We start from the raw sequence: 22,505 nt of genomic DNA, 5'->3' as shown, positions 1-22,505 counted from the left end.
CAGTTGAAGACGCAGGCACCCATTGCCTGCGCGTTGCCCGGGATCGGGCGAACCTGGGGGATCAGAAGCGGTACTCGAGCATGCCGGTCAGGGTCCGCCCCCTTGCCAGGGACAGGTTGTTGGCGTCGCCCATGGCCACGAAGTAGGCCTGGTCGGTGACGTTCTCCAGCGACAGGGCGATGTTCAGCTGCTTGGTCGCCCAGTAGCTGGCGTACAGGTCATACACCTTGTATTCCGGCCAGCGGGCCTTCTCGAGGTTGCCGAAGCCCTGGCTGTTCAGGTGCTCGCCATTGCCAGCGCTGTAGCGCAGGCGAGCGCCGATATCCAGGGTATTGTCGAAGAAGCGCAGGCCGGCGGTGAGCGCGCCCCGGTCGGACGGCATGTAGGCGGCATTGCCCATGATTTCGCCACAGCTGACCTGATCATTCAGCGCGGGATCGTCGGTGATGCTGTAGGCCGGCATCAGCACGGGAATGGTGAATCCGCCGAAATCCATGTCCACCCATTGCTCCCCCGCCGACACTCGCTTGGTGCCGCCCCCCATGTACAGCTGCTTGGAGCAGAAGTCATTGCTGCCGATCATGTGGGTGTAGCTGAGCTGGCTGTAGAAACGGCCGTTGTCGTAGTCGAGCGAGTACTCCACGCCACGGAACGTAGTGCCTTTGAGGTTGTTCTGGTAGGCGCTCTGCCCCAGCGACAAGCCCGTCACATCGGTACCGGGCAAGTCGGCGCTGTAGTCGAGGAACGAGAAGTTGTCGATCCGCGTATCGAAATACGCGACCTTCATGCCCAGGCGGTCACCTTGGCGAAACAACGATTCCTTGAACACATTGAATCCGGCCTCCCAGTTGTGCGAACTCTCTGGCTTGAGGAAGGGGTTGGGGTAGACCATCTCGTTGCCACCGCCGTGGGGCTTGCCACTCATGAAGGCCTCGGTCACCGCCGGCGGACGCCAGCCCCGGCCCCAGCGGGTATACAGCTGCAGCCAGTCCAGCCCCGGCTTGACCGCGACACCGAAGGTCGGCGAGAAGCGACCCTCTTCGCGCTCGACGTCATACATCAGCTCGGTACGCTCCCTGAGGATGTCCACGCCGGTCACACCCTGGGGGTACATCCAGGTGGTCAACCCGGTCTTGCCAGTGAGCCGATAGCGGTCGTAACGCAGGCCCGCATCCAGGGTCAGCCAGCCACCGTGCTCGAACGTGACATCACCGAACAGGCTACCCATCGCACGCTTGCCATCGGGGTCGGCACCGGTGACGAACGGGTTGCTTTTCTCGTTGGGGGCCGGAATACGTTCGCTGCTAGGCTTGAAGGTGTCGAGAAACAGTTCGGCACCATAGTTGAACTGCAGGCTGTTGCTCTGGCCGATATAGAACCGCGAGGTATTCTGCGCCTGCAGCCCCCAGGTGTCGGTCTGGAAGTGATCGGTATAGGGCGCGTAGAGGTTGCCACTGCTGGCACTGGCGGTGTTGTCGTTGTTCCAGCGGTCCTGGCGGGTGGTGACGAAATACAGCTTGGCCTTGAAGTCGATCAGGTCGTTGTCCGGCGCATAGCTGTAGTCGAGCGCAGCGTTCCTGGCGGTGACATCGCTGCTGGCCGAGCGTCGGTAGTAGAACGAGTTGCCGTCATCGGCCAGCCAGGTCCAGGCATCCTTGCTGTCGGTGTCGGTCTCCAGGTAGCTCAACTGCAGGCGTTGGCTTTCAGGCAGGTTCAGGCCCAGCTTGACCAGGTTTGAACGGGTCACGGTCCCCATGTCGCCCACTTCGGATTCCAGCCAGTTGTTCCAGGCCCGAGGGTAGAACTTGCGCAGGCGCATTTCGCTGCCGAGGTTGTCACGGTTGCGAGTGCCGGCGCGATAGTCGCCAAAATGGCGCTCGCTCATGCCCAGCAGCACGTCACCTTTTTCGTTGCCGAAGGCAAACACACCACTGCCATTGAAGTAGGTCCCATTGCCCAGCTCGCCGATGCCATGCCCGGCGCGTACGCGTCCGCCGTATTCCTTGTCCGGCCCGATGAACTCGCGAGCATCGAGGGTATTGAAGGTGGCGATGCCGCCCAGCACGCCCGCGCCGCCCATGCCGGACTGGCTGCCCTTCTCGATCTCGACGCTGCTGACGAACTCCGGGTCGATGAACATCGTGCCGTTGCGCTGCTGGTGGCCGTTGACGCTGAAGTTCTGGCGCATGCCATCGATGTTCATGTTGACCCGGCCATAGTCCTGCACGCCGCGGATGTTCACTGACAGGCCGGGATCGCGCTGGTTGACCGCGGTGTACACGCCCGCGGTCTGCTCGAGCATGTCGGCGGCATGCCGCGGCGGACGCTTGTCGATCTGTTCGCGGGTGATCACGCTGACCGAACGGGGCGTCTGGTAGACCCAGTCGCCGTCGCGTGCCGAATCGATATGGGTGGCGCCCAGTTCCATGGCCTGGCCACCCTCTGCCAGGCGCTCCAGGCCTACCTGCCCAGGGGCGCTGAAGCGATAGCGCACGGGCATGCCGCGCAGCAACCGGTGCAGCCCCTCCTCGATGCTGTAGCCCCCGTGCAGCCCCTCGCTTTGCAGGCCGGCCAGGGTTCGGCTGTCGAAGAACACCTGTACACCGGACTGCTCGGCATAGGCCAGCACGGCGCTGTCGAGGGGCTGGGCGGGAATGTCGAACTGAATGACCGTGTGCTGGGCGCTGCTGGTGGCGCTGGCGGCCTGCACCATGCCGATCCCCATCGGCAGGGTGCAGGTGCCCAGGGCCAGGCTGCCGGCAAGGGCGATGCGGCTCAGAGGCCGGAGGGATCGAGTTGATTGCGTGCTCACTGCGCGTCTCGTCTGTTGGCGTTTTCTAATAATGAAAATCAATCTCAACAGTCAGACGAGCAACGCGGGAAAACTCAGTAACGCCAAATGAAAGTTTTTTCGAAAATCTCAGTAGATCACGGTCAAGCCCGGCAACTGCAGGCGTTTGGCCTTCAGCTCGCGGGTCAGGGTGTCGGCGGCGTCGGCCAGGTTGTCGAGGCGGAACACCCCGCTCACCTCGCGCCGCGCCAGCGCGCCGTCCGCCACCATCAGGCGGCCGTCGCGGTAGCGATTCAGGCGTTCGACCACCTCGGCCAGGGGCTGGCGCTCGAACACCAGCACACCCCGTTGCCAGTCGGTGGCCCGCTGCAGATCACGCCCGGGCCAGGGGCGCACACCCTCGGCGTGGTCGTAGCGCAGCGCCTGCCCCTGCTGCAGGATCTGTCGGGAGGCGCCTTGGCTCGGTTCGGCCTGCAAGCGCACCTCGACACTGTGTTCGAGCATACCCACCCAACCGCCGTCACCCACACCGCCCACCACGAAACGCGTGCCCAAGGCCTGGCTGGTGGCGCCGGCATACTCGACCACAAAGGGGCGCGGTTCATCGGCAGTGACGGGCGCGGCGCTGAACACCGCCTCGCCGGCCAACAGGCGCACCCGGCGTTGCCGGTCATCGAAATCGAGCTGCACCGCGCTGCGGCTGTCGAGGTCGATCCGGCTGCCATCGGACAAGCTCACCTGGCGCACTTCGCCGGCCGCCGTGGCGTAGTCGGCGCGCCAGTCGACGATCAACCGCGGCCCTTGTTCGACCCCCAGTATCGCCAACAGCAGCATCGCACTGCTGGCAGCCGCCCAACGCAACCGCGTCGAACGCCGCCTGGCGCGAAGACGCTCGGGCCTGGCCGGCGACGCACGATGCAGCGTCGACGACGCCAGCCCCGCCACTTGCCCGAGGTCGGCCCAGGTCGCCTGGGCGAAGGCATAGGCCCGGGCATGCCGCGGATCGCTGGCGCACCACTGCGCCAACGCTTGCTGCTGCTCCGGGTCCAGGGGACCGGCCCCCTCCAGCACCACCCACTCGGCGGCCTGCTCGCGGATGGCTTGCTCGTTCTGGCTGCTCACACGGTTCTCTCGCGATCTGGTTATGTCTGGGCTGACGTCTGAAGCGGCAATTGTCAGTAAACCGTTGGTCATTCGGTTTCCTGCAGGCACTGCATCACATAGGCCAGGGCCTTGGCCAGATGCTTTTGCACCGAGCTGTCGGAGATCCCCAGGTGCCGGGCGACCTCGGCGTGGGTCATGCCCTCCAGGCGGTTCAGGCGAAAGATTTCCCGGGTGCGCTCGGGCAGCTCGCCGAGGATCGCCTGCAAACGGCGCAGGTGCTGCTCGCGCACGGCCTGCTCCTCGAGCCCGGGGCCGTCCTCGACTATCGCCTCGAAGGCTTCGTGAGGCACCGTGTCGGTCTTGCGCCGCTGCTGCTGGCGCACGTGATCGATCATCAGGTTGTGCGCCGTGCGGTACAGGTAGGCCTGGGCGTTTTCGATCGGCTCGTGACGTTGCTGCTCGGCCAGGCGCAGGAAACTGTCCTGCACCAGGTCGGCCGCCAGCTGCGGGTCGCGCACCTTGCGCGAGAGCAGGCCCTGAAGATTTTTCGCGTGCTTTGTGAACAGCCGCTTGAGGTCAAACTCCGCCACACGCTCTCCATGGGGTGGTCGCAAGGTGGCGGTATGCTACTGGTTATTGAGAATCACTTGCAAGAAACGGCATTACTCGAAGAGTGCATCCAGTGCCTGTTCCAGACGGGTCACGGCAATCACCTGCAACCCGGCGGGCGCTTCCTTCGGCGCGTTGCCCTTGGGCACGATGGCGCGCTTGAAGCCATGCTTGGCCGCCTCTTTCAGGCGCTCCTGGCCACTGGGCACCGGGCGCACCTCGCCCGACAGGCCGATCTCGCCGAACACCAGCAGGCCATGGGCCAGCGGGCGATTGCGCAGGCTCGACATCACCGCGGCCAGCAACGCCAGGTCCGAGGCGGTTTCGAGCACCTTCACACCACCGACGACGTTGAGGAATACGTCCTGGTCATGGGTGGGAATACCGCCGTGTCGGTGCAGCACCGCCAGCAGCATGGCCAGGCGGTTCTGATCCAGGCCCAGGGTGACCCGTCGCGGGTTGGCCAGGTGGCTGTCGTCGACCAACGCCTGCACCTCCACCAGCATCGGCCGGGTACCTTCCCAGGTGGCCATGACCACGCTACCCGGCACTTCCTCCTGGGTACGGTTGAGGAAGATCGCCGAGGGATTGGAGACCTCCTTGAGGCCACGGTCGGTCATGCCGAACACACCCAGTTCGTTGACCGCGCCGAAGCGGTTCTTCACCGCGCGCAGCAGGCGCAGGCGGCCGTCGGACTCACCCTCGAAATACAGCACGGTATCGACCATGTGCTCGAGCACCCGTGGCCCGGCCAGCGAGCCTTCCTTGGTGACGTGGCCGACCAGGAAGATCGCCGTGCCGCTCTGCTTGGCGTAGCGCACCAGCAACGCCGTGCTCTCGCGCACCTGGGCGACACCGCCCGGGGCCGACTGTAACTGCTCGGTAAAGATGGTCTGGATCGAGTCGATGACCATCACCCGCGGCTTCTCCTGGCGAGCGGTGGCGATGATGGTCTCGATGCAGGTTTCGGTCATGACCTTGAGCTGGTCCTGGGGCAGGCCCAGGCGCCGGGAGCGCATGGCCACCTGCTGCTGCGACTCCTCACCGGTGACATACAGCGCCGGCATCTGCGTGGCGATATTGCACAGGGTCTGCAGAAGGATGGTGGATTTGCCGATCCCCGGGTCACCGCCAATCAGCACCACCGAGCCGTCCACCAGGCCACCGCCGAGCACGCGGTCAAGCTCGGTGCTGCTGGTGGTGAAGCGTGGGATCTCCTCGACGCTGACCTCGGCCAGGGTCTTGATCTGCGCCTGCTGCCCGGTCCAGCCGGCACGCCCGCTCGGCGCCGCGGCACCGCCGCTTTCGATCATGGTCTCGACCAGGGTGTTCCAGGCCCCGCAGTCACCGCACTGGCCGGCCCATTTGGGGAAGGTCGCGCCGCACTCTGTGCAGCCATACAAGCGCTTGGCCTTGGCCATGGGCGGGTCTCCTGGAAAAAACCGCCATGATAGCCGAACACGGACGTGTCCCGGAGGCTGCGGCAGGCGACAAAACTATTCGCTCTAAACACAGTCTGTAGCTGCGAACGTCACGCATGAAGCGTTTTAGTGGCTTACACTGCGGTTACCTCTCCATTCGTAACAAAGGAATACAGCATGGGCATGCTCAGTGAATTCAAGGCCTTCGCGGTCAAGGGAAATGTCGTCGACATGGCGGTAGGTATCATCATCGGCGCGGCGTTCGGCAAGATCGTCTCGTCCTTTGTCGGCGACGTGATCATGCCCCCCATTGGCCTGCTGATCGGCGGCGTGGACTTCAGCGACCTGGCGATCACGCTCAAGGCCGCCGAAGGCGATGTGCCAGCCGTGGTAATGGCCTATGGCAAGTTCATCCAGACCATCCTCGACTTCATCATCGTCGCCTTCGCCATCTTCATGGGGGTGAAGGTGATCAACCGCCTCAAGCGCGAAGAAGCCGTGGCCCCGACCGCACCGCCGGTGCCGAGCGCCGAGGAAACCCTGCTGACCGAGATTCGCGACCTGCTCAAGGCGCAGAACCGCCAGCCCTGAAGCACAAAACGACTGGGGCCGCTTTGCGGCGGCCCCAGTGGCGACGATCCAACAGGCGCTGTTGTGCCTTACCAGTAGTTCTCCACCGCCACCTGCCCCGGCCGCTTGCTCAGGCTCAACTGCAGGTCACGCGCCTTGAGCACCTTGCGCGTCTCGTCGATCATCTCTGGGTTGCCGCACAGCATGATCCGCGAGTGCTCCGGCGACAGCGCCAGCCCCGCCGCCTTTTCCAGCTCACCGTTCTCGATCAGCGTGGTGATCCGCGCATTCAATGCGCCCGGATGTTGCTCTCGGGTCACCACCGGGATGAACTGCAACTTGCCCGCGAACTCCGCCAGGTAGTCGCGTTGCTCCAGCGCGGCGATCTCGTCCACATACGCCAGCTCCTTCGCCTCGCGCACCGAGTACACCAGCTTGATGTTGTCAAAACGCTCCCAGGCCTCGAAGTCCTGCAGGATCGACATGAACGGCGCAATGCCGGTGCCGGTGGCCAGCAGCCACAGGTCGCGACCACCGACGAAACGGTCCAGGGTCAGGTAACCGAACGCCTGGCGGTCGATCAGCAAGGTGTCGCCCTCGCCCAGGCGGCTCAGCTCACTGGTGAACTCGCCGCCCGGCACCACGATGGAGAAGAAGTCGAGGAACTCGTCGTGGGGTGCGCTGACCATGGAATAGGCACGCCAGACGACACTGCCATCGGCCTTGCTCACCCCCAGGCGGGCGAACTGCCCGGCGCGGAAACGGAAACCGGCATCGCGGGTGACACGCAGGGAAAACAGGTTGGGCGTCAGGGGCTGGACGTCGAGCAGGGTCTGGCGGGTAAATTTGTCGGCGCTGGCGGTCATGACGGGCTCCATGGAACAGATGCGCGTAGTGTCGCGCAAAGCAGCGGAGATAAACACCGTCGGTTTGTAAGGTATCGCCTGGGACTGCGCGCAATCAGCTAAGAAAACGCGCCAGCTATAACAAAAAAACCCAGCACAGAGTTAGGGGATTTCCTACACTTCGCTTCGTGCGTTGCCGACATTGGATCCAGCGAGAAGCAGAAGGGAGCTTCATCGATGCCACACTGGAAGACGGAAGATCTCCAGCAATTGCTGGACGAGCGCGAGCCCAAGCAGATTTTTGCATGCGCCGTAGACCTGATACAGAAGCTCGACATGGAGTATCTGGGGCTGACGCTGCATCTGCATGCTTGCGCCAAGGGTCCACAGGTAATTCTCTACAATAACTACCCCAAAAGCTGGAATGATCGTTACCAGAACGAGAATTTCATCAGTATGGATCCGACAATATTAAAGTGCCACCTTGGCGAGTTGCCTTTTGTCTGGAACGACGACCTCTTCCGTGACGTGCCACACCTGCGCGAGGAAGCCCGTGCGCACGGGATGACCTACGGCTGGACCCAGTCAACGCATGACCTGCGGCATAACGAAAGCCACTTGAGCGTGTCCCGGCGTTCCCGCGCCATCGACGACGCAGAACACTACGAAAAGTGCGCTGCAACGATGTGGCTATGCAACACCTTGCACTCGTTGCTCAGCGAATATCACCTGACTCACCTCTACGGGCTCAGCGTACGTGAACTGGAAGTGATGGACTGGTGCGCGAAAGGCAAAATTGCCGAGGACATTGCCAAGATCCTGCGTTTATCGACCAGCACTGTGAACTTTCATATCCGCAGCTCCATCGAGAAGACAGACGCCGCCAATAAAACCCATGCCGTCGCCAAGCTGATCGAATCCAAACAGATCAGTCCCAGATAATGGCTCGGAATCTGTAGAATCGCGGACCTCAAGCTCATCGCGCCCCGTGATGAGCAGCGCCATCTTGAGCCGTACGCCATGCCCCTGTTCAACAGCCCCTTCGCCGACCTCGACCTGATCCGCCAGCCGGCCCAGGCCAACGACCCGCTGCTGGCCTTCGACGCCGCCGACCAGTACCTGCTGGAACACCTGGCCGCCCAGGCGCCGCAGGCGAGCTGCAAGGTGCTGGTGCTCAACGACAGCTTCGGCGCCCTGGCCGCGAGCCTTGCGGGGCATGTGCAGGTGAGCAGCAGCGGTGACTCGCACCTGGCGCACCTGGCCCTGGAGAAGAACCTGGCGGGTAACGGCAAGCCGTTCGACAGCGTGCCCTTCATCCCGGCCAGCGAGGCCTTTCAGGGCCCGTTCGACCGCGTGCTGGTGCGTGTGCCGAAAACCCTGGCCCTGCTCGAGGAACAGCTGATCCGCCTGCAAGGCCAGCTGGCCCCTGGCGCCCAGGTGATTGCCGGGGCCATGATCAAGCACCTGCCCCGTGCCGCCGGCGACCTGATGGAGAAGTACATCGGCCCGGTCCAGGCCTCGCTGGCGCAGAAGAAGGCCCGTCTGCTGATTGCCACCGTCGCCGAACGCCCGGCCGCACGCTCGCCCTACCCCAGCCGCTACCTTCTGGACAGCCCGGCCCTGGAACTGGTCAACCACGCCAACGTGTTCTGCCGCGAAGGCCTGGACATCGGCACCCGCGCTTTCCTGCCGCACCTGCCACGCGACCTGGGCCATGCCCGGGTCGCCGATCTGGGCTGTGGGAATGGCGTGCTGGCGATCGCCTGCGCCCTGGCCAACCCGGATGCGCAGTTCACCCTGGTCGACGAGTCGTACATGGCGGTGCAGTCGGCACAGGAGAACTGGCAGGCGGCGCTGGGCCAGCGCGAGGTGACGATCAGGGCCGCGGATGGTCTGGCCGGGCAGGAGAAACAATCGCTGGACGTGGTGCTGTGCAACCCGCCATTCCACCAGCAGCAGGTGGTGGGCGACTTCCTCGCCTGGCGCATGTTCCAACAGGCCCGGGAGGCGTTGGAGGTCGGTGGCGCGCTGTACATCGTCGGCAACCGCCACCTGGGCTATCACAGCAAGCTGGCGCGGTTGTTCCGAGGGGTCGAGCAGGTGGCGGCGACGCCGAAGTTCGTGGTGCTCAAAGCCCGTAAATAAGCGCCCTCAAGTAAACGAAAAAAGCCCGCTCCTACTGGTACTTAGGAGCGGGCTTGCCCCGCGATCGGGCTGCAAGGCAGCCCTTGCAACCTAGTGAGTGCTAAGGCCGGCTGCACTCATGAACATGCGCATGCCATAAGCCACCACCCCAAGCGCCGCCACGCTCAGCCCCCAGATCAGCACCAGCCAACCCAGGCGTTGCCACAACGGCTTTTTCTCTTCGACGTTCATCACGATACGCTCCTAGTGATAGCCGTCTTCATGGGTCACCTTGCCGCGGAACACGTAGTAGCTCCAGTAGGTGTAGCCAAGGATGAACGGCAGGATGAACAGCGTGCCCACCAGCATGAAGCCCTGGCTCTGCGGCGGCGCCGCGGCGTCCCAGATGCTGATCGACGGCGGGATGATGTTCGGCCACAGGCTGATGCCCAGCCCACTGTAGCCCAGGAAGATCAGCACCAGGGTCAGCAGGAACGGCGTGTAATGGGCATTGCGCGCCACCGCCCGCAGCAAGCCATAGAAGGTCACCAGCACCAGGATCGGCACCGGCATGAACCAGACCAGGTTGGGCATGCTGAACCAGCGCTCGGCGATCTGCGGGTAGGCGATCGGCGTCCACAGGCTGACGATGCCGATCACCGCCAGCAGCACCAGCGCCAGGGGGCGGGCCATGTCGTGCATTTTCTGCTGCAACGGCCCTTCGGTCTTCATGATCAGCCAGGTGCAACCCAGCAGGGTGTAGGCGACGATCAGGCCCAGGCCACTGAACAGCGTGAACGGCGTCAGCCAGTCCAGGGTGCCGCCTACGAACTTGCGGTCGACCACCTTGAAGCCTTCGATGAAGGCGCCCAGGGCCACGCCCTGGAAGAAGGTCGCCACCAGCGAACCCCAGATGAACGCCTTGTCCCAGATGTGGCGTTTATTGGCCCGGGCCTTGAAGCGGAACTCGAAGGCCACGCCCCGGAAGATCAGGCCCACCAGCATCAGGATCAACGGCAGGTACAGCGCCTCCAGCACCACCGAGTAGGCCAGCGGGAAGGCACCGAACAGTGCCGCGCCGCCCAGCACCAGCCAGGTCTCGTTGCCGTCCCATACCGGGGCGACGGTGTTCATCATCACATCACGGTCACGCTCGTCCTGGACGAACGGGAAGAGCATGCCGATTCCCAGGTCGAAACCATCCATCACCACGTACATCATGACGCCGAAGATGATGATCACGGCCCAGATCAGCGGAAGATCGATACCCATCTCAGTTCCCCTTGCTCAGGCTGCTGGACTCGGCCTCATGGCCTTCATCGGCGGCGGACAGCGGCCGCGCCGGCGTGCGTTTCTGGCCAGGGCCACCCGGGGTGTGCTCCTCGCCTTCGCCGGTCTTCGGCCCTTTGCGCACCAGGCGCATCATGTAGCCGATGCCGGTGCCGAACAGGGCGAAGTAGACCACCACGAACATCACCAGGGTAAAGCCCAGCTGCGCGTAGCTATGGTTGGACACCCCATCGGCGGTGCGCATCAGCCCGTAGACCACCCAGGGCTGGCGACCGACCTCGGTGGTGAACCAGCCGGCGAGGATGGCGATCAACCCGGACGGGCCCATCCACAAGGTCAGGTAGAGGAACGGACGCGAGCTGTACAGCGTGCCGCGCTTGCGCAGCCACAGGCTCCACAGGCCGACGAAGATCATCAGCATGCCCAGCCCGACCATGATCCGGAACGACCAGAACACGATGGTCGAGTTGGGTCGATCCTCAGGCGGGAAGTCCTTCATCGCCGGGACCTGCTTGTCCAGGCTGTGGGTGAGGATCAGGCTGCCGAGCGCCGGGATCTCGATCTTGAAGCGCGTGGTCTCGGCTTTCATGTCAGGGATGCCGAACAGGATCAGCGGGGTCGGCTCACCGGGCTTGTTCTCCCAGTGGCCTTCGATGGCCGCGATCTTCACCGGCTGGTGCTTGAGGGTGTTCAAGCCATGGAAGTCACCGATCACCGCCTGCACCGGCGCGACGATCAGCGCCATCCACATGGCCATCGACAGCATCTTGCGCACCGCCGGGTTGTCGCGCCCGCGCAGCAGGTGCCAGGCCGCCGAGGCGCCGACGAAGAACGCGGTGGCGACGAAGGCCGCGGTGGCCATGTGCATCAGCCGGTAGGGGAAGGACGGGTTGAAGATCACCGCGAACCAGTCCACCGGGATCACCTGGCCATTGACGATCTCGTAGCCCTGGGGTGTCTGCATCCAGCTGTTGGAGGCGAGGATCCAGAACGTCGACACCAGCGTGCCGAGCGCCACCATGCACGTGGCGAAGAAGTGCAGGCCACGGCCGACACGGTTCCAGCCGAACAGCATGACGCCGAGGAAACCGGCCTCGAGGAAGAAGGCGGTCAAGACCTCGTAGGTGAGCAAGGGACCAGTGATGGAGCCGGCAAAATCGGAGAACTGACTCCAGTTGGTGCCGAACTGATAGGCCATGACCAGGCCCGAGACCACGCCCATGCCGAAGTTGACGGCGAAGATCTTCGACCAGAAGTGGTAGAGGTCACGGTAGGTGTTGTCGCCGGTCTTCAGCCAAAGGCCTTCGAGGACCGCCAGGTAGCTCGCCAGGCCAATGGTGATGGCCGGGAACAGGATGTGAAAGGACACGGTAAAGGCAAACTGGATTCGGGCGAGCTCTAAGGCTTCCAATCCGAACATGGTGCTTCCTCTTCAGGTAATCCGGCGACCGGGCTCATGGCCTGTCGCCCACTGCCCCCACGGGTATCGAGTGCGGCGCGTTGGAATTGTTCTGTTCGATCGCGGGGATTCCGGCCCAAGGGCCAAGATCGTTGCATCTGGAACGATTGATCCAGATCAACGACTGAATGGAAGCATAGTCCCGAATGACCCATCCGGATGTGTGGTTGATTGCCGCGTGACCGGTTGCCTCACCCTCTTTTTTTGCGTGTGGAAAGTTGATCCACACGGCTTTCAGCAACTATTTGTTACAAACAGATGTTACTCTTCTGGCCCCTCTATTTCCGAGGCTGCAGGCTCCCCGATGTCCGATTCCGCCCCGCAATTGCTGCGCCATCACCGCCCCTTCCTCGCCTTCTGGCTGGCCCGAGTATTCACCGCCAGCGGCTTCCAGATGCTCACCGTGGCCATCGGCTGGCACCTCTACCAGCTCACCGGCAATGTGCTCGACCTGGGCCTGGTCGGGCTGGTCGAGTTCGCCCCGCGGGTGCTGTTCATGCTGCACACCGGGCATGTCGCCGACCGCTACGACCGGCGCAAGGTCGCCGCCCTGTGCCAGACCCTGCAGGCGCTGATCGCCCTGGCGCTGGCCGTGGGCAGCTTTACCGACAACGTCAGCCGTGAACTGATCTTCGTGCTGGCCTTCCTGCTGGGTGCCGCCCGCTCGTTCGAGATGCCGGCGACCCAGGCCCTGCTGCCCAACGTGGTGCCACCCGGGCTGTTCCCGCGCGCGGTGGCGGCCTCTGCTTCGGCGTCCCAGGCGGCGACCATTGTCGCCCCGGCGGTGGGCGGCCTGCTCTACGCCTTCGGCAGCACCTGGGTGTACGGTCCGACCGTAGTTCTCTATCTCATCGCCTGCCTTTTGACCCTGAGCCTCGATGCCCGTCGGCAGCAGCCGCAGCCAGGCAGGGCCAGCCTCGACTCGCTGCTGGCCGGGATCCGCTTTATCCGCAGCCGTCCGGATATCCTCGGCGCAATCTCGCTGGACCTGTTCGCCGTGCTGCTCGGCGGCGCCACCGCGCTGCTGCCGGTGTTCGCCAAGGACATCCTGCTCACTGGCGCCTGGGGCCTGGGCCTGTTGCGCTCGGCGCCCGCCGTCGGGGCATTGCTGATGTCGTTGTGGCTGGCGCGCTTTCCGGTGGAACGCAAGGTGGGCCTGACCATGTTCACCGCAGTGGGCATATTTGGCGTCGCGACCATCGCCTTCGGCCTGTCCACTTCGTTCTGGTTCTCCCTGGCGGTACTGGTTGTGCTGGGCGCGGCGGACATGATCAGCATGGTCATCCGCAGCGCCTTCGTGCAACTGGAGACGCCGGACGAGATGCGTGGCCGGGTGAGCGCGGTGAACGGGCTGTTCATCGGTGCCTCGAACCAGCTCGGCGAGTTCGAGTCAGGCGTCACCGCGCACTGGTTTGGCACAGTGCCGGCGGTGGTGCTCGGTGGCGTGGGCACGCTGGTGGTGACCGGGGTGTGGATGAAGCTCTTCCCGACGCTGACCCATCGGGACCGCATGCACAACGGCTGACACGCTCTTACATTCCCATTGTGGGAGCGGGCTTGCCCCCCGATTTCAAAGGACCGGACGCTTACTCGTGACCGATCCGACGAAATCGCGGGGCAAGCCCGCTCCCACGATAGGCCCCTGTCCCCCTTGCTGGTATGATGCGCGGCTTTTTTCCGCCCCACACAAAACCACGGTATCCGGTACGGTCTGTGCTTTGCTGTTGGGGTCGATACATTCACGGCGCGAGGGCGCCCGGGGAGCAGGCATGCTGGAAAGGCTGTTTCAACTAAAAGCACACGACACCAATGTGCGCACCGAGATTCTCGCGGGCGTCACCACCTTCCTGGCCATGGCCTACATCCTGTTCGTCAACCCGAGCATCCTCGGCGAGACCGGCATGGACAAGGGCGCGCTGTTCGTCGCCACGTGCCTGGCCGCGGCCATCGGCTCGGTGACCATGGGCATCATCGCCAACTACCCGATCGCGCTGGCGCCGGGCATGGGCCTGAACGCCTTCTTCACCTACACCGTGGTCCTGCACATGGGCCACACCTGGCAGGTGGCGCTGGGCGCAGTGTTCCTTTCGGCGGTGCTGTTCTTCCTGCTGTCGATCTTCCGCATCCGCGAGTGGATCGTGAACAGCATCCCGCTGCCGCTGCGCTCGGCCATCGCCGCCGGCATCGGCCTGTTCCTGGCGCTGATCGCCCTGCATAACGCAGGTATCGTCGTCGATAACCCGGCCACCCTGGTGGGCCTGGGCGACCTCAGCAAACCAGCGCCGATCCTCGCCACCCTGGGATTCTTCCTGATTGTCGCCCTCGAGTCGCTGAAAGTCCGCGGCGCGGTACTGATCGGCATCCTGGCGGTGACCGTGGCCTCGATCGCGATGGGCGTCACCCCGTTCGGCGGCGTGGTCTCGATGCCGCCGTCGCTGGCCCCGACCTTCCTGCAACTGGACATCGCCGGCGCCCTCGACGTCGGCCTGATCAGCGTGATCTTCGCCTTCCTGTTCGTCGACCTGTTCGACAACTCCGGCACCCTGATCGGCGTGGCCAAGCGCGCCGGCCTGATGGGCAAGGACGGCCACATGCCGAAGATGGGCCGCGCCCTGATCGCCGACAGTACCGCCGCCATGGCCGGTTCCCTGCTGGGCACCTCGACCACCACCAGCTACATCGAGTCGGCGGCGGGCGTGAGCGCGGGCGGGCGCACCGGCCTGACCGCCATCGTGGTCGCCGTGCTGTTCCTGCTGGCGCTGTTCTTCGCCCCGCTGGCCGGTAGCGTGCCGGCCTTCGCCACCGCGCCGGCCCTGCTGTTCGTCGCCGTGCTGATGGCCTCGGGCCTGGCCGAGATCAACTGGGACGACGTCACCGAAGCCGCGCCGGTGGTGGTGACCGCCCTGGCCATGCCGCTGACCTATTCGATCGCCAACGGCATCGCCTTCGGCTTCATCGCCTGGACCGCCATCAAGCTGATCTCCGGCCGTCACCGCGACCTGAACCCGGCGCTGGTGATCCTGTCGATCCTGTTCGTCATCAAGCTGGGCTGGTTCCCCGCATGAGTGCTGTCCTGGATCCTTCCCAATACGACGCGCAACTGGCGGCCAAGGCCGCCCGCCTGCGCGAGCTGCTGGCACCGTTCGGCGCGCCGGAGCCGGCGGTATTCGACTCGCCTCGAGACCACTATCGCCTGCGCGCCGAGTTCCGCCTGTGGCGCGAAGGCGGCCAGCGCCATTACGCGATGTTTGCGCCGGGCGAGAAGCACAAGGCGATCCTGATCGACGACTTCCCCATCGCCAGCGAGCGCATCAATGAACTGATGCCACGCCTGAAGGCCGCCTGGCAGGGCAACGAGGCATTGGACAACCGCCTGTTCCAGGTCGAGTTCCTCACCACCCTGGCCGGTGACGCGATGGTCACCCTGTGCTATCACCGCCCGCTGGACGAGGCCTGGGAAGCGGCCGCGCAGCAACTGGCCAGCGACCTGAACGTCAGCGTGATCGGCCGCTCCAAGGGCAAGCGCGTGGTGATCGGCCGCGACTACGCCGTGGAAAAACTCGACATCGCCGGGCGCACCTTCAGCTATCGCCAGCCCGAAGGCGCCTTCACCCAGCCCAACGGCGCGGTGAACCAGAAGATGCTCGGCTGGGCCTTCGAGGCCATGGGCGAGCGCCAGGACGACCTGCTGGAGCTGTACTGCGGCAACGGCAACTTCACCCTGCCGCTGGCCACCCGCGCGCGCCAGGTGCTGGCCACCGAGATCAGCAAGACCTCGGTCAACGCCGCCCTGCACAACCTCGACGAGAACGGCGTGGACAACGTGCGCCTGGTGCGCCTGTCGGCCGAGGAGCTGACCCAGGCGCTGAACGAGGTCCGCCCGTTCCGCCGCCTGGAAGGGATCGACCTGAAGGCCTACGACTTCGGCACCGTGTTTGTCGACCCGCCGCGCGCCGGCATGGACCCGGACACCTGCGAGCTGACCCGACGCTTCGAGCGCATCCTGTACATCTCGTGCAACCCAGAGACCCTGGCGCAGAACATCGCCCAGCTGCAAGATACCCACCGTATCGAACGCTGTGCGCTGTTCGACCAGTTCCCGTACACCCATCACATGGAAAGCGGGGTGCTGCTGGTTCGGCGCTGATCCGCGCTGCAGTGGGGCCTCCCCGGCCCCACCGCACGCAGCCAGGAGTGTTGATGGACCAGCTTAGTGCCATGCAAACCTTCCGCCGGGTCGTCGACCTCGGCAGCTTCAGCGCCGCCGCCAGCCAGGCGGGCGTGTCGCACACCATACTGTCACGCCAGGTGAAGCAACTCGAACGCCATCTCGGCACGCAATTGCTCACCCGCACCACCCGCCGCCTGCACCTGACCGAGGCCGGCGCACTCTTCTATCGCCACTGCGTGCAGATCCTCGAGCAGATGCAGGCCATGACCCTCGAGCTCTCCGAACATCAGCAACAGCCCAGCGGCACGCTGCGCCTGGGCGTGGCCACGGCGTTCGGCGAGCTGGAGCTGGGACACTGGTTGCCGGACTTCGTCGAGCGCCACCCGCTGCTGCAGATCGAACTGCACTGCAGCGATCGCTTCGTCGACCTGCTGGAGGAGGAAATCGATGTGTGCCTGCGGGTCACCGACCACCTGCCGGACTCCAGCCTGGTGGCACGCCGACTGGCGAGCAGCGAGGTGTTGCTGGTGGCCGCCCCGGGGTATCTCGAGCGCCATGGCGCCCCGTCTGACCCCGATGAACTGGCCAGCCATGCCCTGCTCGGCTACAGCCAGCTGCTGCACCCGCAACGCCTGCAACTCGCCGGCGCCTGCGGTGAACAGCGCGACATCCTCATGCCCCGACGCCTGAGCGCCAATTCACCCATGGCCCTGCGCGCCGCCGCCATCGGTGGCCTGGGCATCGCCAGCTTCGACCGTTTCATCGTGCACGATGCGCTGCAGGACGGGCGGCTGGTGTCGGTGCTGGAAGACTGGAGGCTGCCAGCCCGCAGCCTGTACGCGGTTTATCCACAGAGCCGCTACCTGGCGCCCAAGGTGCGGGCACTGGTGGGTTACGTGCAGGCCTACTACGCGCAAACCAGATGGTGATTTGTGCAATTCGAGCACAAGATGTGGCTAGTTTTGCAGGTATTTGTGCGCTGTTTGTTTGATTAGCCTTCATTGCACAGTCATTCAATGAAGGAGATCCACCATGAAAGCAGTCATTGTGGGCGTGATGCTCGGCACCTTGGCCGTCGGCGTCCAGGCAGCGGAAAAAACCATTTCGGTCACTGACAGCGCAGCGTTGAAATGGCAGGACGTACCCAATACCAAAGGCGCCGTCAGCTATGCCAATGTCGAGGGCGATATCTTCGGCAAGGGGCCTTATTCGGCCTATGTGAAATTCAGGAAAGGTACCGACAACGGGCTGCATCAGCACAGCCAGACGCTACTGACGGTTGTGCTGAGTGGAACTTTCTATGCGGTGATCGATGGCAAGCGCACCGAGTATCCGGCGGGTTCCTACTACAAGTTGCCGGCTGATCTGGTGCATGAAAGCGGCTGTACCGCTGCAGCTGATTGCGTGTTGTTCCAGTATCAGGGCGATGCTTTTGACCTGAAGCCTGCGAAAGGCTGAAGGACAGGGGCTGCTGTGCAGCCCCAACCCCATCAGAAGTCGAAGAACACCGTCTCCCCTTCCCCCTGGATACGGATATCGAACCGATACGCCGTCTTCCCCTCCACCTCGCAACGCCTGGCGATCAGCGTCTCGCGCCGCTGCGGCTGCTCGATCAGGTTGAGCACCGGGCACCGGGCGTTCGCCTCGCCCTCGTCATCGAAATACAGGCGCGTATGCAGGTGAATGTTGATCCCCCGGGCAAACAGGCTGATGTTGATGTGCGGTGCCATCGGCACACCCGCGACATTGTTCACCACACCCGGCTTGACCGTGTGCAGCGTCCATTCGCCGGCGTCGAAGGTGGTCGCGGTGCGGCCGAAGCTGTTGAAGGCGTTCTCGTGGTTGAACTCACCCTGGTAGTGGCCATCGGCATCGGCCTGCCAGACTTCCAGGAACGAATCGCGCACCAGGTGGCCGTTGCCGTCGTACACCTGCCCGAGCAAGAGGATATGTTCGCCCGGCGCATCCGGCCTGGCCAGGCGGTTCCAGATTTCCTGGTCGCGGGTCGGGTTGCCTGCGGCTTCCAGGGCCAGGCCGATGTGCACGTAGGGGCCGGCAGTCTGCGAAGGGGTTTCCGGCAGCAGTTCGATAGGCATGACGGGCCTCCTCAGCGGTTTTCGAAGTGGGTCTGGCGCTGGCCGCGCAGGACGATGTCGAAGCGGTAGGCCAGGCAATCCATGGGGTTGGCGTGGCTCATGTCGAGCCTGGCGATCAGCCGCTGGACCGCCTCGGGGTTGGCGATCGACTTGACGATCGGGCACAGCGGAATCAGCGGATCACCCTCGAAGTACAGCTGGGTGATCAGCTTGGTGGCGATCGACGGTCCGCTGATGGAGAAGTGGATATGCGCCGGGCGCCAGTCGTTGGGGCCGTTGCGCCACGGGTACGGACCGGGCTTGATGGTGCGGAAGCTGTAGTAGCCGTCGCGGTCGGTCAGGCAACGGCCGACACCGCCGAAGTTCGGGTCCAGCGGGGCCAGGTAGCGGTCGTTCTTGTGCCGGTAGCGACCGCCGGCGTTGGCCTGCCACATCTCCACCAGAGTGTTGGGCACCGGTTTGCCGTACTGGTCGACAACGCGACCGGCGACGATGATGCGCTCGCCGATCGGCAGGCCGCCGTGGTTGAAGTTGAGCAGCAGGTCGTGGTCGTGCTCACCAAAGCGCAGATGGGAAAAATCCGGGCCGGTGCTTTCGCTGATCGACTGCGGGATGCTGACCAGCGCCTGGCGCGGCGAGCGCGCCACCGAGGTCTTGTAGTCGGGGGTGAAGGCCTTGGGGTGCCAGTTGCGATCACGGATCACGAAGCGGCTGGTGTCCTGGGCGGGCATGCCGGTTTCCTCTCTTGGAATTGTCGAGCGCCTGGGCGTGGCAGGCGGACTTGCAGTTTCCGGCAGGCCAATAGGGATGAATATTGAATTCAGCGGTCTCAGCCATAACCATTTGGTTATGCATCAGCGACCGAGGCGACGCCGGGGGCAGCGCTGAACTAATCTTTGACTTCATGTTTCACAAACCGGAGAGCTCTACATGGAATGGCGAAAAGGCCGACGCAGCGACAACGTGGTCGATGCCCGCGGCGAAGGGGGCGGCGGCGGCATGCGCTTCGGCGGCGGCAAGGGCCTGGGGCTCGGCGCCATCCTGCTGATCGTCGGCATCGGCTGGCTCACCGGGCAGGACCCGTTGCAGATCCTCGGCCAGCTGGCCGGGCAGATGGAGCAGCAGCAGACCGCTCCAGCCAACGTCGACGGCAAGGCCCCGCCGGCCAACGACGAGCAGGCCGAGTTCGTCGCCTCGATCCTCGGCGACACCGAGGACACCTGGAAGGCGCTGTTCGCCCAGGCCGGCAAGCAGTACCGCGATCCCAAGCTGGTGCTGTTCAGTGGCCAGGTCAATTCCGCCTGCGGCTTCGCCTCGTCGGCGGTCGGGCCGTTCTACTGCCCGGGTGATCAGCGCGTGTACCTGGACATGACCTTCTTCCGTGAAATGGAAACCCGCTTCAAGGCCGCCGGCGATTTCGCCCAGGCCTACGTGATCGCCCACGAAATCGGCCACCACGTGCAGACCCTGCTCGGCGTCTCGGCCAAGGTCGACGCCGCGCGCCGTAATGGCCAGCGCATGGAAGGCGACAACGGCCTGCTGGTACGCCAGGAGCTGCAGGCCGACTGCCTGGCCGGGGTCTGGGCCTACCAGGCGCAGAAACGCCTGAACTGGCTGGAGCCGGGTGATGTGGAAGAGGCGCTGAACGCCGCCAATGCCATCGGTGACGATCGCCTGCAGCAGCAGGGGCAAGGCCGGGTCGTACCCGACTCGTTCACCCACGGTACTTCGCAACAGCGTGTGCGCTGGTTCAAGGCCGGGTTTTCCAGTGGTGACGTGAACCAATGCGACACCTTCAGCGCGCGTAGCCTTTGATATCACGCGCAGCCCAGTGCGCGCCCGCAGGTGCGCACTGGGTATGCACCCGCGATTGACCACATCAAAAACACAAACGTATTCAACAAGTTACAAATTTGCTGAAAAAGCGTTTCAGCTTCTCCCCGCTTTGCCGATAAGTCCTACACAAATCTGCGGGCTATCTGACAACAACAACGCCCAGCTTTTGAGATCAAGTGAGCGAAATCATTCTCTGGGAGAGCGTGCATGAACAGTTGGTTCGCAAATATCAGCGTCAACCTCAAACTCGGCCTGGGCTTCGGCCTGGTCCTGGTCCTGACCGGCCTGCTGGCCCTGACCGGCTGGAACAGCCTGGGCAGCCTCATCGACCGCAGCAACTGGATGAGCGACATCACCCAGCTCAACAGTGACCTGACCAACCTGCGCGTGGCCCGCCTGCAGTGGATGCTGACCAACGGCGACGACGCCTCGGCGGCCAATGTCCAGGCCAAGCTCGACGCCTTCGGCAGCCAGCAGCAGCACCTGGTCAACACCTTCAAGAGCCCCGAGAACCTCAAGCTGCTGCGCGAGCAGGGCCAGAGCATCAGCGAATACCGGATCTCGCTGGAAAAGATGCGCCAGGGCTACAAGACCACCCTCGCTGCCCGTGAATCGATGAACCAGGCTGCGGCCCGCGCCAATGACGCCATCGAGGCGATCAGCAGCGCCGTGCTATCCAGCTCCGAGAGCGATGCCAGCCGCCTGGCCCAGTACCTGCTGATCAGCAAGGCCAAGCAACAGCTGGTGCAAGTGCGCCTGGATGTACGTAGCTACATCGCCGACCTGACCAGCGAAGCCGAGCAGGCCGCCCTGCGCCAGCTGGAAAACGCCCTGAATGAAATCGACAGCCTCAAGCGTCAGCTGCCGGGCGAAGCCTCGCGCATCCAGCAGTTCGAAAGCGCCGTGCTGGCCTACCGCGACGCCGTGCGCCAGTTCCGCGACGCCACCGCCGCCATCGGTGTTGCCCGTGCCGAAATGACCGTGCAGGGCGCCGACATCGTCAAGCGCAGCGACGAGCTGTACAAGATCCAGATCGAACGCCGTGACGACGAAAGCGTCCAGGCCCGCAGCCTGCAGACCACCGCCACCCTGCTGGCGCTGCTGGTCGGCGTGCTCGCCGCGTTCATCATCACCCGCCAGATCACCCGCCCGCTGCGCGAGACCATGGACGTGGTCAACCGCATCGCCAGCGGCGACCTCACCCAGGAACTGCGCGTCACCCGTCGCGACGAACTGGGCGCCCTGCAGCAGGGCATCGCCCGCATGGGCACCACCCTGCGCGACCTGATCACCGGCATCCGCGACGGCGTCACCCAGATCGCCAGCGCCGCCGAGGAGCTGTCGGCGGTGACCGAGCAGACCAGCGCCGGCGCCAACAGCCAGAAGGTCGAGACCGACCAGGTGGCCACCGCCATGCACGAGATGGCCGCCACCGTCCAGGAGGTCGCGCGCAACGCCGAGCAGGCCTCCCACGCGGCGACCAATGCCGACGACGAAGCCCGTGTCGGCGACAAGGTGGTCGGTGAAGCCATCAGCCAGATCGAACGCCTGGCCCACGAAGTGCACCGCTCCACCGAGGCGATGACCCTGCTGCAGCAGGAAAGCCAGAAGATCGGCAGCGTCATGGACGTGATCAAGTCGGTGGCCGAGCAGACCAACCTGCTGGCGCTCAACGCCGCCATCGAGGCGGCCCGCGCCGGCGAGGCCGGTCGTGGCTTCGCCGTGGTGGCCGACGAGGTCCGTGGCCTGGCCCAGCGCACCCAGCAGTCCACCGAAGAGATCGAAGGCCTGATTGCCAGCCTGCAGCAAGGCACCCAGCAGGTCGCCGAAGTGATGAACGGCAGCCGCAACCTGACCGACAGCAGCGTCGAGCTGGCGCGCAAGGCCGGTGGTTCGCTGGAGAGCATCACCCGCACGGTGTCGAACATCCAGTCGATGAACCAGCAGATCGCCGCCGCCGCCGAGCAGCAGAGCGCCGTGGCCGAAGAGATCAGCCGCAGCATCCTCAACGTGCGCGACGTGTCGGAGCAAACCGCCGCGGCCAGCGACGAGACCGCCGCCTCCAGCGTCGAGCTGGCGCGCCTGGGTGGTCACCTGCAGACCCTGGTCAGCCAGTTCCGCGTCTGACCCTGTAACGCATCGCGGGCAAGCCCGCTCCCACCGGTCGTGGGAGCGGGCTTGCCCCGCGA

Annotated in this window: 20 protein-coding genes and 1 pseudogene; 11 read left to right on the top strand and 10 right to left on the bottom strand. The window is 64.4% G+C overall.

Annotation, left to right across the window (positions count from 1 at the left end; all coding sequences use genetic code 11):
* Window positions 1-61: 61 nt before the first annotated feature.
* The 4 genes from HU751_RS19110 to radA form a co-directional block, all read right to left on the bottom strand.
* Window positions 62-2,725 carry a TonB-dependent receptor gene (locus HU751_RS19110; protein ID WP_186734203.1) on the bottom strand — a complete coding sequence of 888 codons (2,664 nt, stop codon included), beginning with the start codon at window positions 2,723-2,725 and terminating at the stop codon, window positions 62-64.
* Between the two features lie 195 nt (window positions 2,726-2,920).
* Window positions 2,921-3,913, bottom strand: a complete 993-nt coding sequence (locus tag HU751_RS19105) for a FecR family protein (protein ID WP_186734189.1) — start codon at window positions 3,911-3,913, stop codon at window positions 2,921-2,923.
* Between the two features lie 68 nt (window positions 3,914-3,981).
* On the bottom strand, window positions 3,982-4,485 hold the full coding sequence (locus HU751_RS19100; RefSeq protein ID WP_050706918.1) for an RNA polymerase sigma factor: 504 nt from the start codon (window positions 4,483-4,485) through the stop codon (window positions 3,982-3,984).
* A 72-nt stretch (window positions 4,486-4,557) separates the two neighbouring features.
* Window positions 4,558-5,925 (bottom strand): DNA repair protein RadA, encoded by a 1,368-nt coding sequence (gene radA, locus HU751_RS19095; protein ID WP_028691337.1) that lies wholly within the window; start codon window positions 5,923-5,925, stop codon window positions 4,558-4,560.
* 177 nt (window positions 5,926-6,102) lie between these two features.
* On the opposite strand from radA, the gene mscL reads away from it, so the two are divergent.
* Window positions 6,103-6,516, top strand: coding sequence for a large-conductance mechanosensitive channel protein MscL (gene mscL / locus HU751_RS19090; RefSeq protein WP_050706920.1), 414 nt, complete (start codon window positions 6,103-6,105; stop codon window positions 6,514-6,516).
* A gap of 68 nt (window positions 6,517-6,584) precedes the next feature.
* Here the strand turns inward: mscL and HU751_RS19085 are convergent, their stop codons facing one another.
* Entirely contained in the window at window positions 6,585-7,361 is a 777-nt protein-coding gene (locus HU751_RS19085; protein WP_186734188.1) for a ferredoxin--NADP reductase, read from the bottom strand.
* Window positions 7,362-7,577: 216 nt separating this feature from the next.
* On the opposite strand from HU751_RS19085, the gene HU751_RS19080 reads away from it, so the two are divergent.
* Both HU751_RS19080 and HU751_RS19075 read left to right on the top strand, forming a co-directional pair.
* On the top strand, window positions 7,578-8,282 hold the full coding sequence (locus HU751_RS19080) for an autoinducer binding domain-containing protein (protein WP_186734187.1): 705 nt from the start codon (window positions 7,578-7,580) through the stop codon (window positions 8,280-8,282).
* 78 nt (window positions 8,283-8,360) lie between these two features.
* Window positions 8,361-9,485 (top strand): methyltransferase, encoded by a 1,125-nt coding sequence (locus tag HU751_RS19075; protein ID WP_186734186.1) that lies wholly within the window; start codon window positions 8,361-8,363, stop codon window positions 9,483-9,485.
* A gap of 90 nt (window positions 9,486-9,575) precedes the next feature.
* Here HU751_RS19075 and HU751_RS19070 read toward each other — a convergent pair whose 3' ends face one another.
* The 3 genes from HU751_RS19070 to HU751_RS19060 are packed head-to-tail and all read right to left on the bottom strand — an operon-like array spanning window position 9,576 to window position 12,174.
* The gene (locus HU751_RS19070; protein ID WP_036986195.1) at window positions 9,576-9,716 is read right to left on the bottom strand and encodes a DUF2474 domain-containing protein; all 141 of its coding nucleotides are present in this window, start codon (window positions 9,714-9,716) and stop codon (window positions 9,576-9,578) included.
* Window positions 9,717-9,728: 12 nt separating this feature from the next.
* Complete coding sequence (gene cydB, locus HU751_RS19065) at window positions 9,729-10,736, bottom strand: cytochrome d ubiquinol oxidase subunit II (protein WP_050706923.1); 1,008 nt, start codon at window positions 10,734-10,736, stop codon at window positions 9,729-9,731.
* A gap of 1 nt (window position 10,737) precedes the next feature.
* Window positions 10,738-12,174, bottom strand: a complete 1,437-nt coding sequence (locus tag HU751_RS19060) for a cytochrome ubiquinol oxidase subunit I (RefSeq protein WP_186734185.1) — start codon at window positions 12,172-12,174, stop codon at window positions 10,738-10,740.
* Between the two features lie 343 nt (window positions 12,175-12,517).
* On the opposite strand from HU751_RS19060, the gene HU751_RS19055 reads away from it, so the two are divergent.
* The 5 genes from HU751_RS19055 (at window position 12,518) to HU751_RS19035 (ending at window position 17,842) form a co-directional block, all read left to right on the top strand.
* Window positions 12,518-13,738, top strand: coding sequence for an MFS transporter (locus tag HU751_RS19055; protein ID WP_186734184.1), 1,221 nt, complete (start codon window positions 12,518-12,520; stop codon window positions 13,736-13,738).
* Window positions 13,739-13,982: 244 nt separating this feature from the next.
* Window positions 13,983-15,278 (top strand): NCS2 family permease, encoded by a 1,296-nt coding sequence (locus tag HU751_RS19050; RefSeq protein WP_110739369.1) that lies wholly within the window; start codon window positions 13,983-13,985, stop codon window positions 15,276-15,278.
* Complete coding sequence (gene trmA / locus HU751_RS19045; RefSeq protein WP_186734183.1) at window positions 15,275-16,360, top strand: tRNA (uridine(54)-C5)-methyltransferase TrmA; 1,086 nt, start codon at window positions 15,275-15,277, stop codon at window positions 16,358-16,360. The genes HU751_RS19050 and trmA overlap by 4 nt, the downstream gene beginning before the upstream one ends.
* Before the next feature lie 53 nt (window positions 16,361-16,413).
* Window positions 16,414-17,313, top strand: a complete 900-nt coding sequence (locus HU751_RS19040; protein ID WP_186734182.1) for a LysR family transcriptional regulator — start codon at window positions 16,414-16,416, stop codon at window positions 17,311-17,313.
* Between the two features lie 103 nt (window positions 17,314-17,416).
* The gene (locus HU751_RS19035; RefSeq protein ID WP_186734181.1) at window positions 17,417-17,842 is read left to right on the top strand and encodes a cupin domain-containing protein; all 426 of its coding nucleotides are present in this window, start codon (window positions 17,417-17,419) and stop codon (window positions 17,840-17,842) included.
* Window positions 17,843-17,874: 32 nt separating this feature from the next.
* Here the strand turns inward: HU751_RS19035 and pcaG are convergent, their stop codons facing one another.
* Complete coding sequence (gene pcaG, locus HU751_RS19030) at window positions 17,875-18,480, bottom strand: protocatechuate 3,4-dioxygenase subunit alpha (RefSeq protein WP_186734180.1); 606 nt, start codon at window positions 18,478-18,480, stop codon at window positions 17,875-17,877.
* An 11-nt stretch (window positions 18,481-18,491) separates the two neighbouring features.
* A complete protein-coding gene (gene pcaH / locus HU751_RS19025; RefSeq protein ID WP_186734179.1) occupies window positions 18,492-19,211 on the bottom strand; it encodes a protocatechuate 3,4-dioxygenase subunit beta in 720 nt (239 codons plus the stop codon).
* A 199-nt stretch (window positions 19,212-19,410) separates the two neighbouring features.
* Here pcaH and ypfJ point away from each other — a divergent pair, with 199 nt between their 5' ends.
* The 3 genes and pseudogenes from ypfJ (at window position 19,411) to HU751_RS27375 (ending at window position 22,443) form a co-directional block, all read left to right on the top strand.
* Window positions 19,411-20,295, top strand: coding sequence for a KPN_02809 family neutral zinc metallopeptidase (gene ypfJ / locus HU751_RS19020; protein ID WP_050706931.1), 885 nt, complete (start codon window positions 19,411-19,413; stop codon window positions 20,293-20,295).
* 363 nt (window positions 20,296-20,658) lie between these two features.
* Window positions 20,659-21,540 (top strand): annotated as a pseudogene (locus HU751_RS27380) (methyl-accepting chemotaxis protein); the annotation flags it as partial.
* A gap of 39 nt (window positions 21,541-21,579) precedes the next feature.
* Entirely contained in the window at window positions 21,580-22,443 is an 864-nt protein-coding gene (locus HU751_RS27375) for a methyl-accepting chemotaxis protein (RefSeq protein WP_375538113.1), read from the top strand.
* The last annotated feature ends 62 nt before the right edge of the window (window positions 22,444-22,505 follow it).

Source organism: Pseudomonas peradeniyensis (genome assembly GCF_014268935.2).
GTDB classification, from domain to species: domain Bacteria; phylum Pseudomonadota; class Gammaproteobacteria; order Pseudomonadales; family Pseudomonadaceae; genus Aquipseudomonas; species Aquipseudomonas peradeniyensis.
This window is presented reverse-complemented; position numbering and strand designations above follow the sequence as displayed.

Excerpts from the sequence above, each read along its gene's own strand:
- HU751_RS27375 (WP_375538113.1), top strand. The coding sequence starts at position 21,580 with ATGGGCACCACCCTGCGCGACCTGATCACCGGCATCCGCGACGGCGTC.
- radA (WP_028691337.1), bottom strand. The coding sequence starts at position 5,925 with ATGGCCAAGGCCAAGCGCTTGTATGGCTGCACAGAGTGCGGCGCGACC.
- mscL (WP_050706920.1), top strand. The coding sequence starts at position 6,103 with ATGGGCATGCTCAGTGAATTCAAGGCCTTCGCGGTCAAGGGAAATGTC.
- pcaH (WP_186734179.1), bottom strand. The coding sequence starts at position 19,211 with ATGCCCGCCCAGGACACCAGCCGCTTCGTGATCCGTGATCGCAACTGG.
- trmA (WP_186734183.1), top strand. The coding sequence starts at position 15,275 with ATGAGTGCTGTCCTGGATCCTTCCCAATACGACGCGCAACTGGCGGCC.
- HU751_RS19050 (WP_110739369.1), top strand. The coding sequence starts at position 13,983 with ATGCTGGAAAGGCTGTTTCAACTAAAAGCACACGACACCAATGTGCGC.
- pcaG (WP_186734180.1), bottom strand. The coding sequence starts at position 18,480 with ATGCCTATCGAACTGCTGCCGGAAACCCCTTCGCAGACTGCCGGCCCC.
- HU751_RS19040 (WP_186734182.1), top strand. The coding sequence starts at position 16,414 with ATGGACCAGCTTAGTGCCATGCAAACCTTCCGCCGGGTCGTCGACCTC.
- HU751_RS19110 (WP_186734203.1), bottom strand. The coding sequence starts at position 2,725 with ATGGGGATCGGCATGGTGCAGGCCGCCAGCGCCACCAGCAGCGCCCAG.
- HU751_RS19060 (WP_186734185.1), bottom strand. The coding sequence starts at position 12,174 with ATGTTCGGATTGGAAGCCTTAGAGCTCGCCCGAATCCAGTTTGCCTTT.
- HU751_RS19070 (WP_036986195.1), bottom strand. The coding sequence starts at position 9,716 with ATGAACGTCGAAGAGAAAAAGCCGTTGTGGCAACGCCTGGGTTGGCTG.
- ypfJ (WP_050706931.1), top strand. The coding sequence starts at position 19,411 with ATGGAATGGCGAAAAGGCCGACGCAGCGACAACGTGGTCGATGCCCGC.
- HU751_RS19085 (WP_186734188.1), bottom strand. The coding sequence starts at position 7,361 with ATGACCGCCAGCGCCGACAAATTTACCCGCCAGACCCTGCTCGACGTC.
- cydB (WP_050706923.1), bottom strand. The coding sequence starts at position 10,736 with ATGGGTATCGATCTTCCGCTGATCTGGGCCGTGATCATCATCTTCGGC.
- HU751_RS19080 (WP_186734187.1), top strand. The coding sequence starts at position 7,578 with ATGCCACACTGGAAGACGGAAGATCTCCAGCAATTGCTGGACGAGCGC.
- HU751_RS19075 (WP_186734186.1), top strand. The coding sequence starts at position 8,361 with ATGCCCCTGTTCAACAGCCCCTTCGCCGACCTCGACCTGATCCGCCAG.
- HU751_RS19055 (WP_186734184.1), top strand. The coding sequence starts at position 12,518 with ATGTCCGATTCCGCCCCGCAATTGCTGCGCCATCACCGCCCCTTCCTC.
- HU751_RS19035 (WP_186734181.1), top strand. The coding sequence starts at position 17,417 with ATGAAAGCAGTCATTGTGGGCGTGATGCTCGGCACCTTGGCCGTCGGC.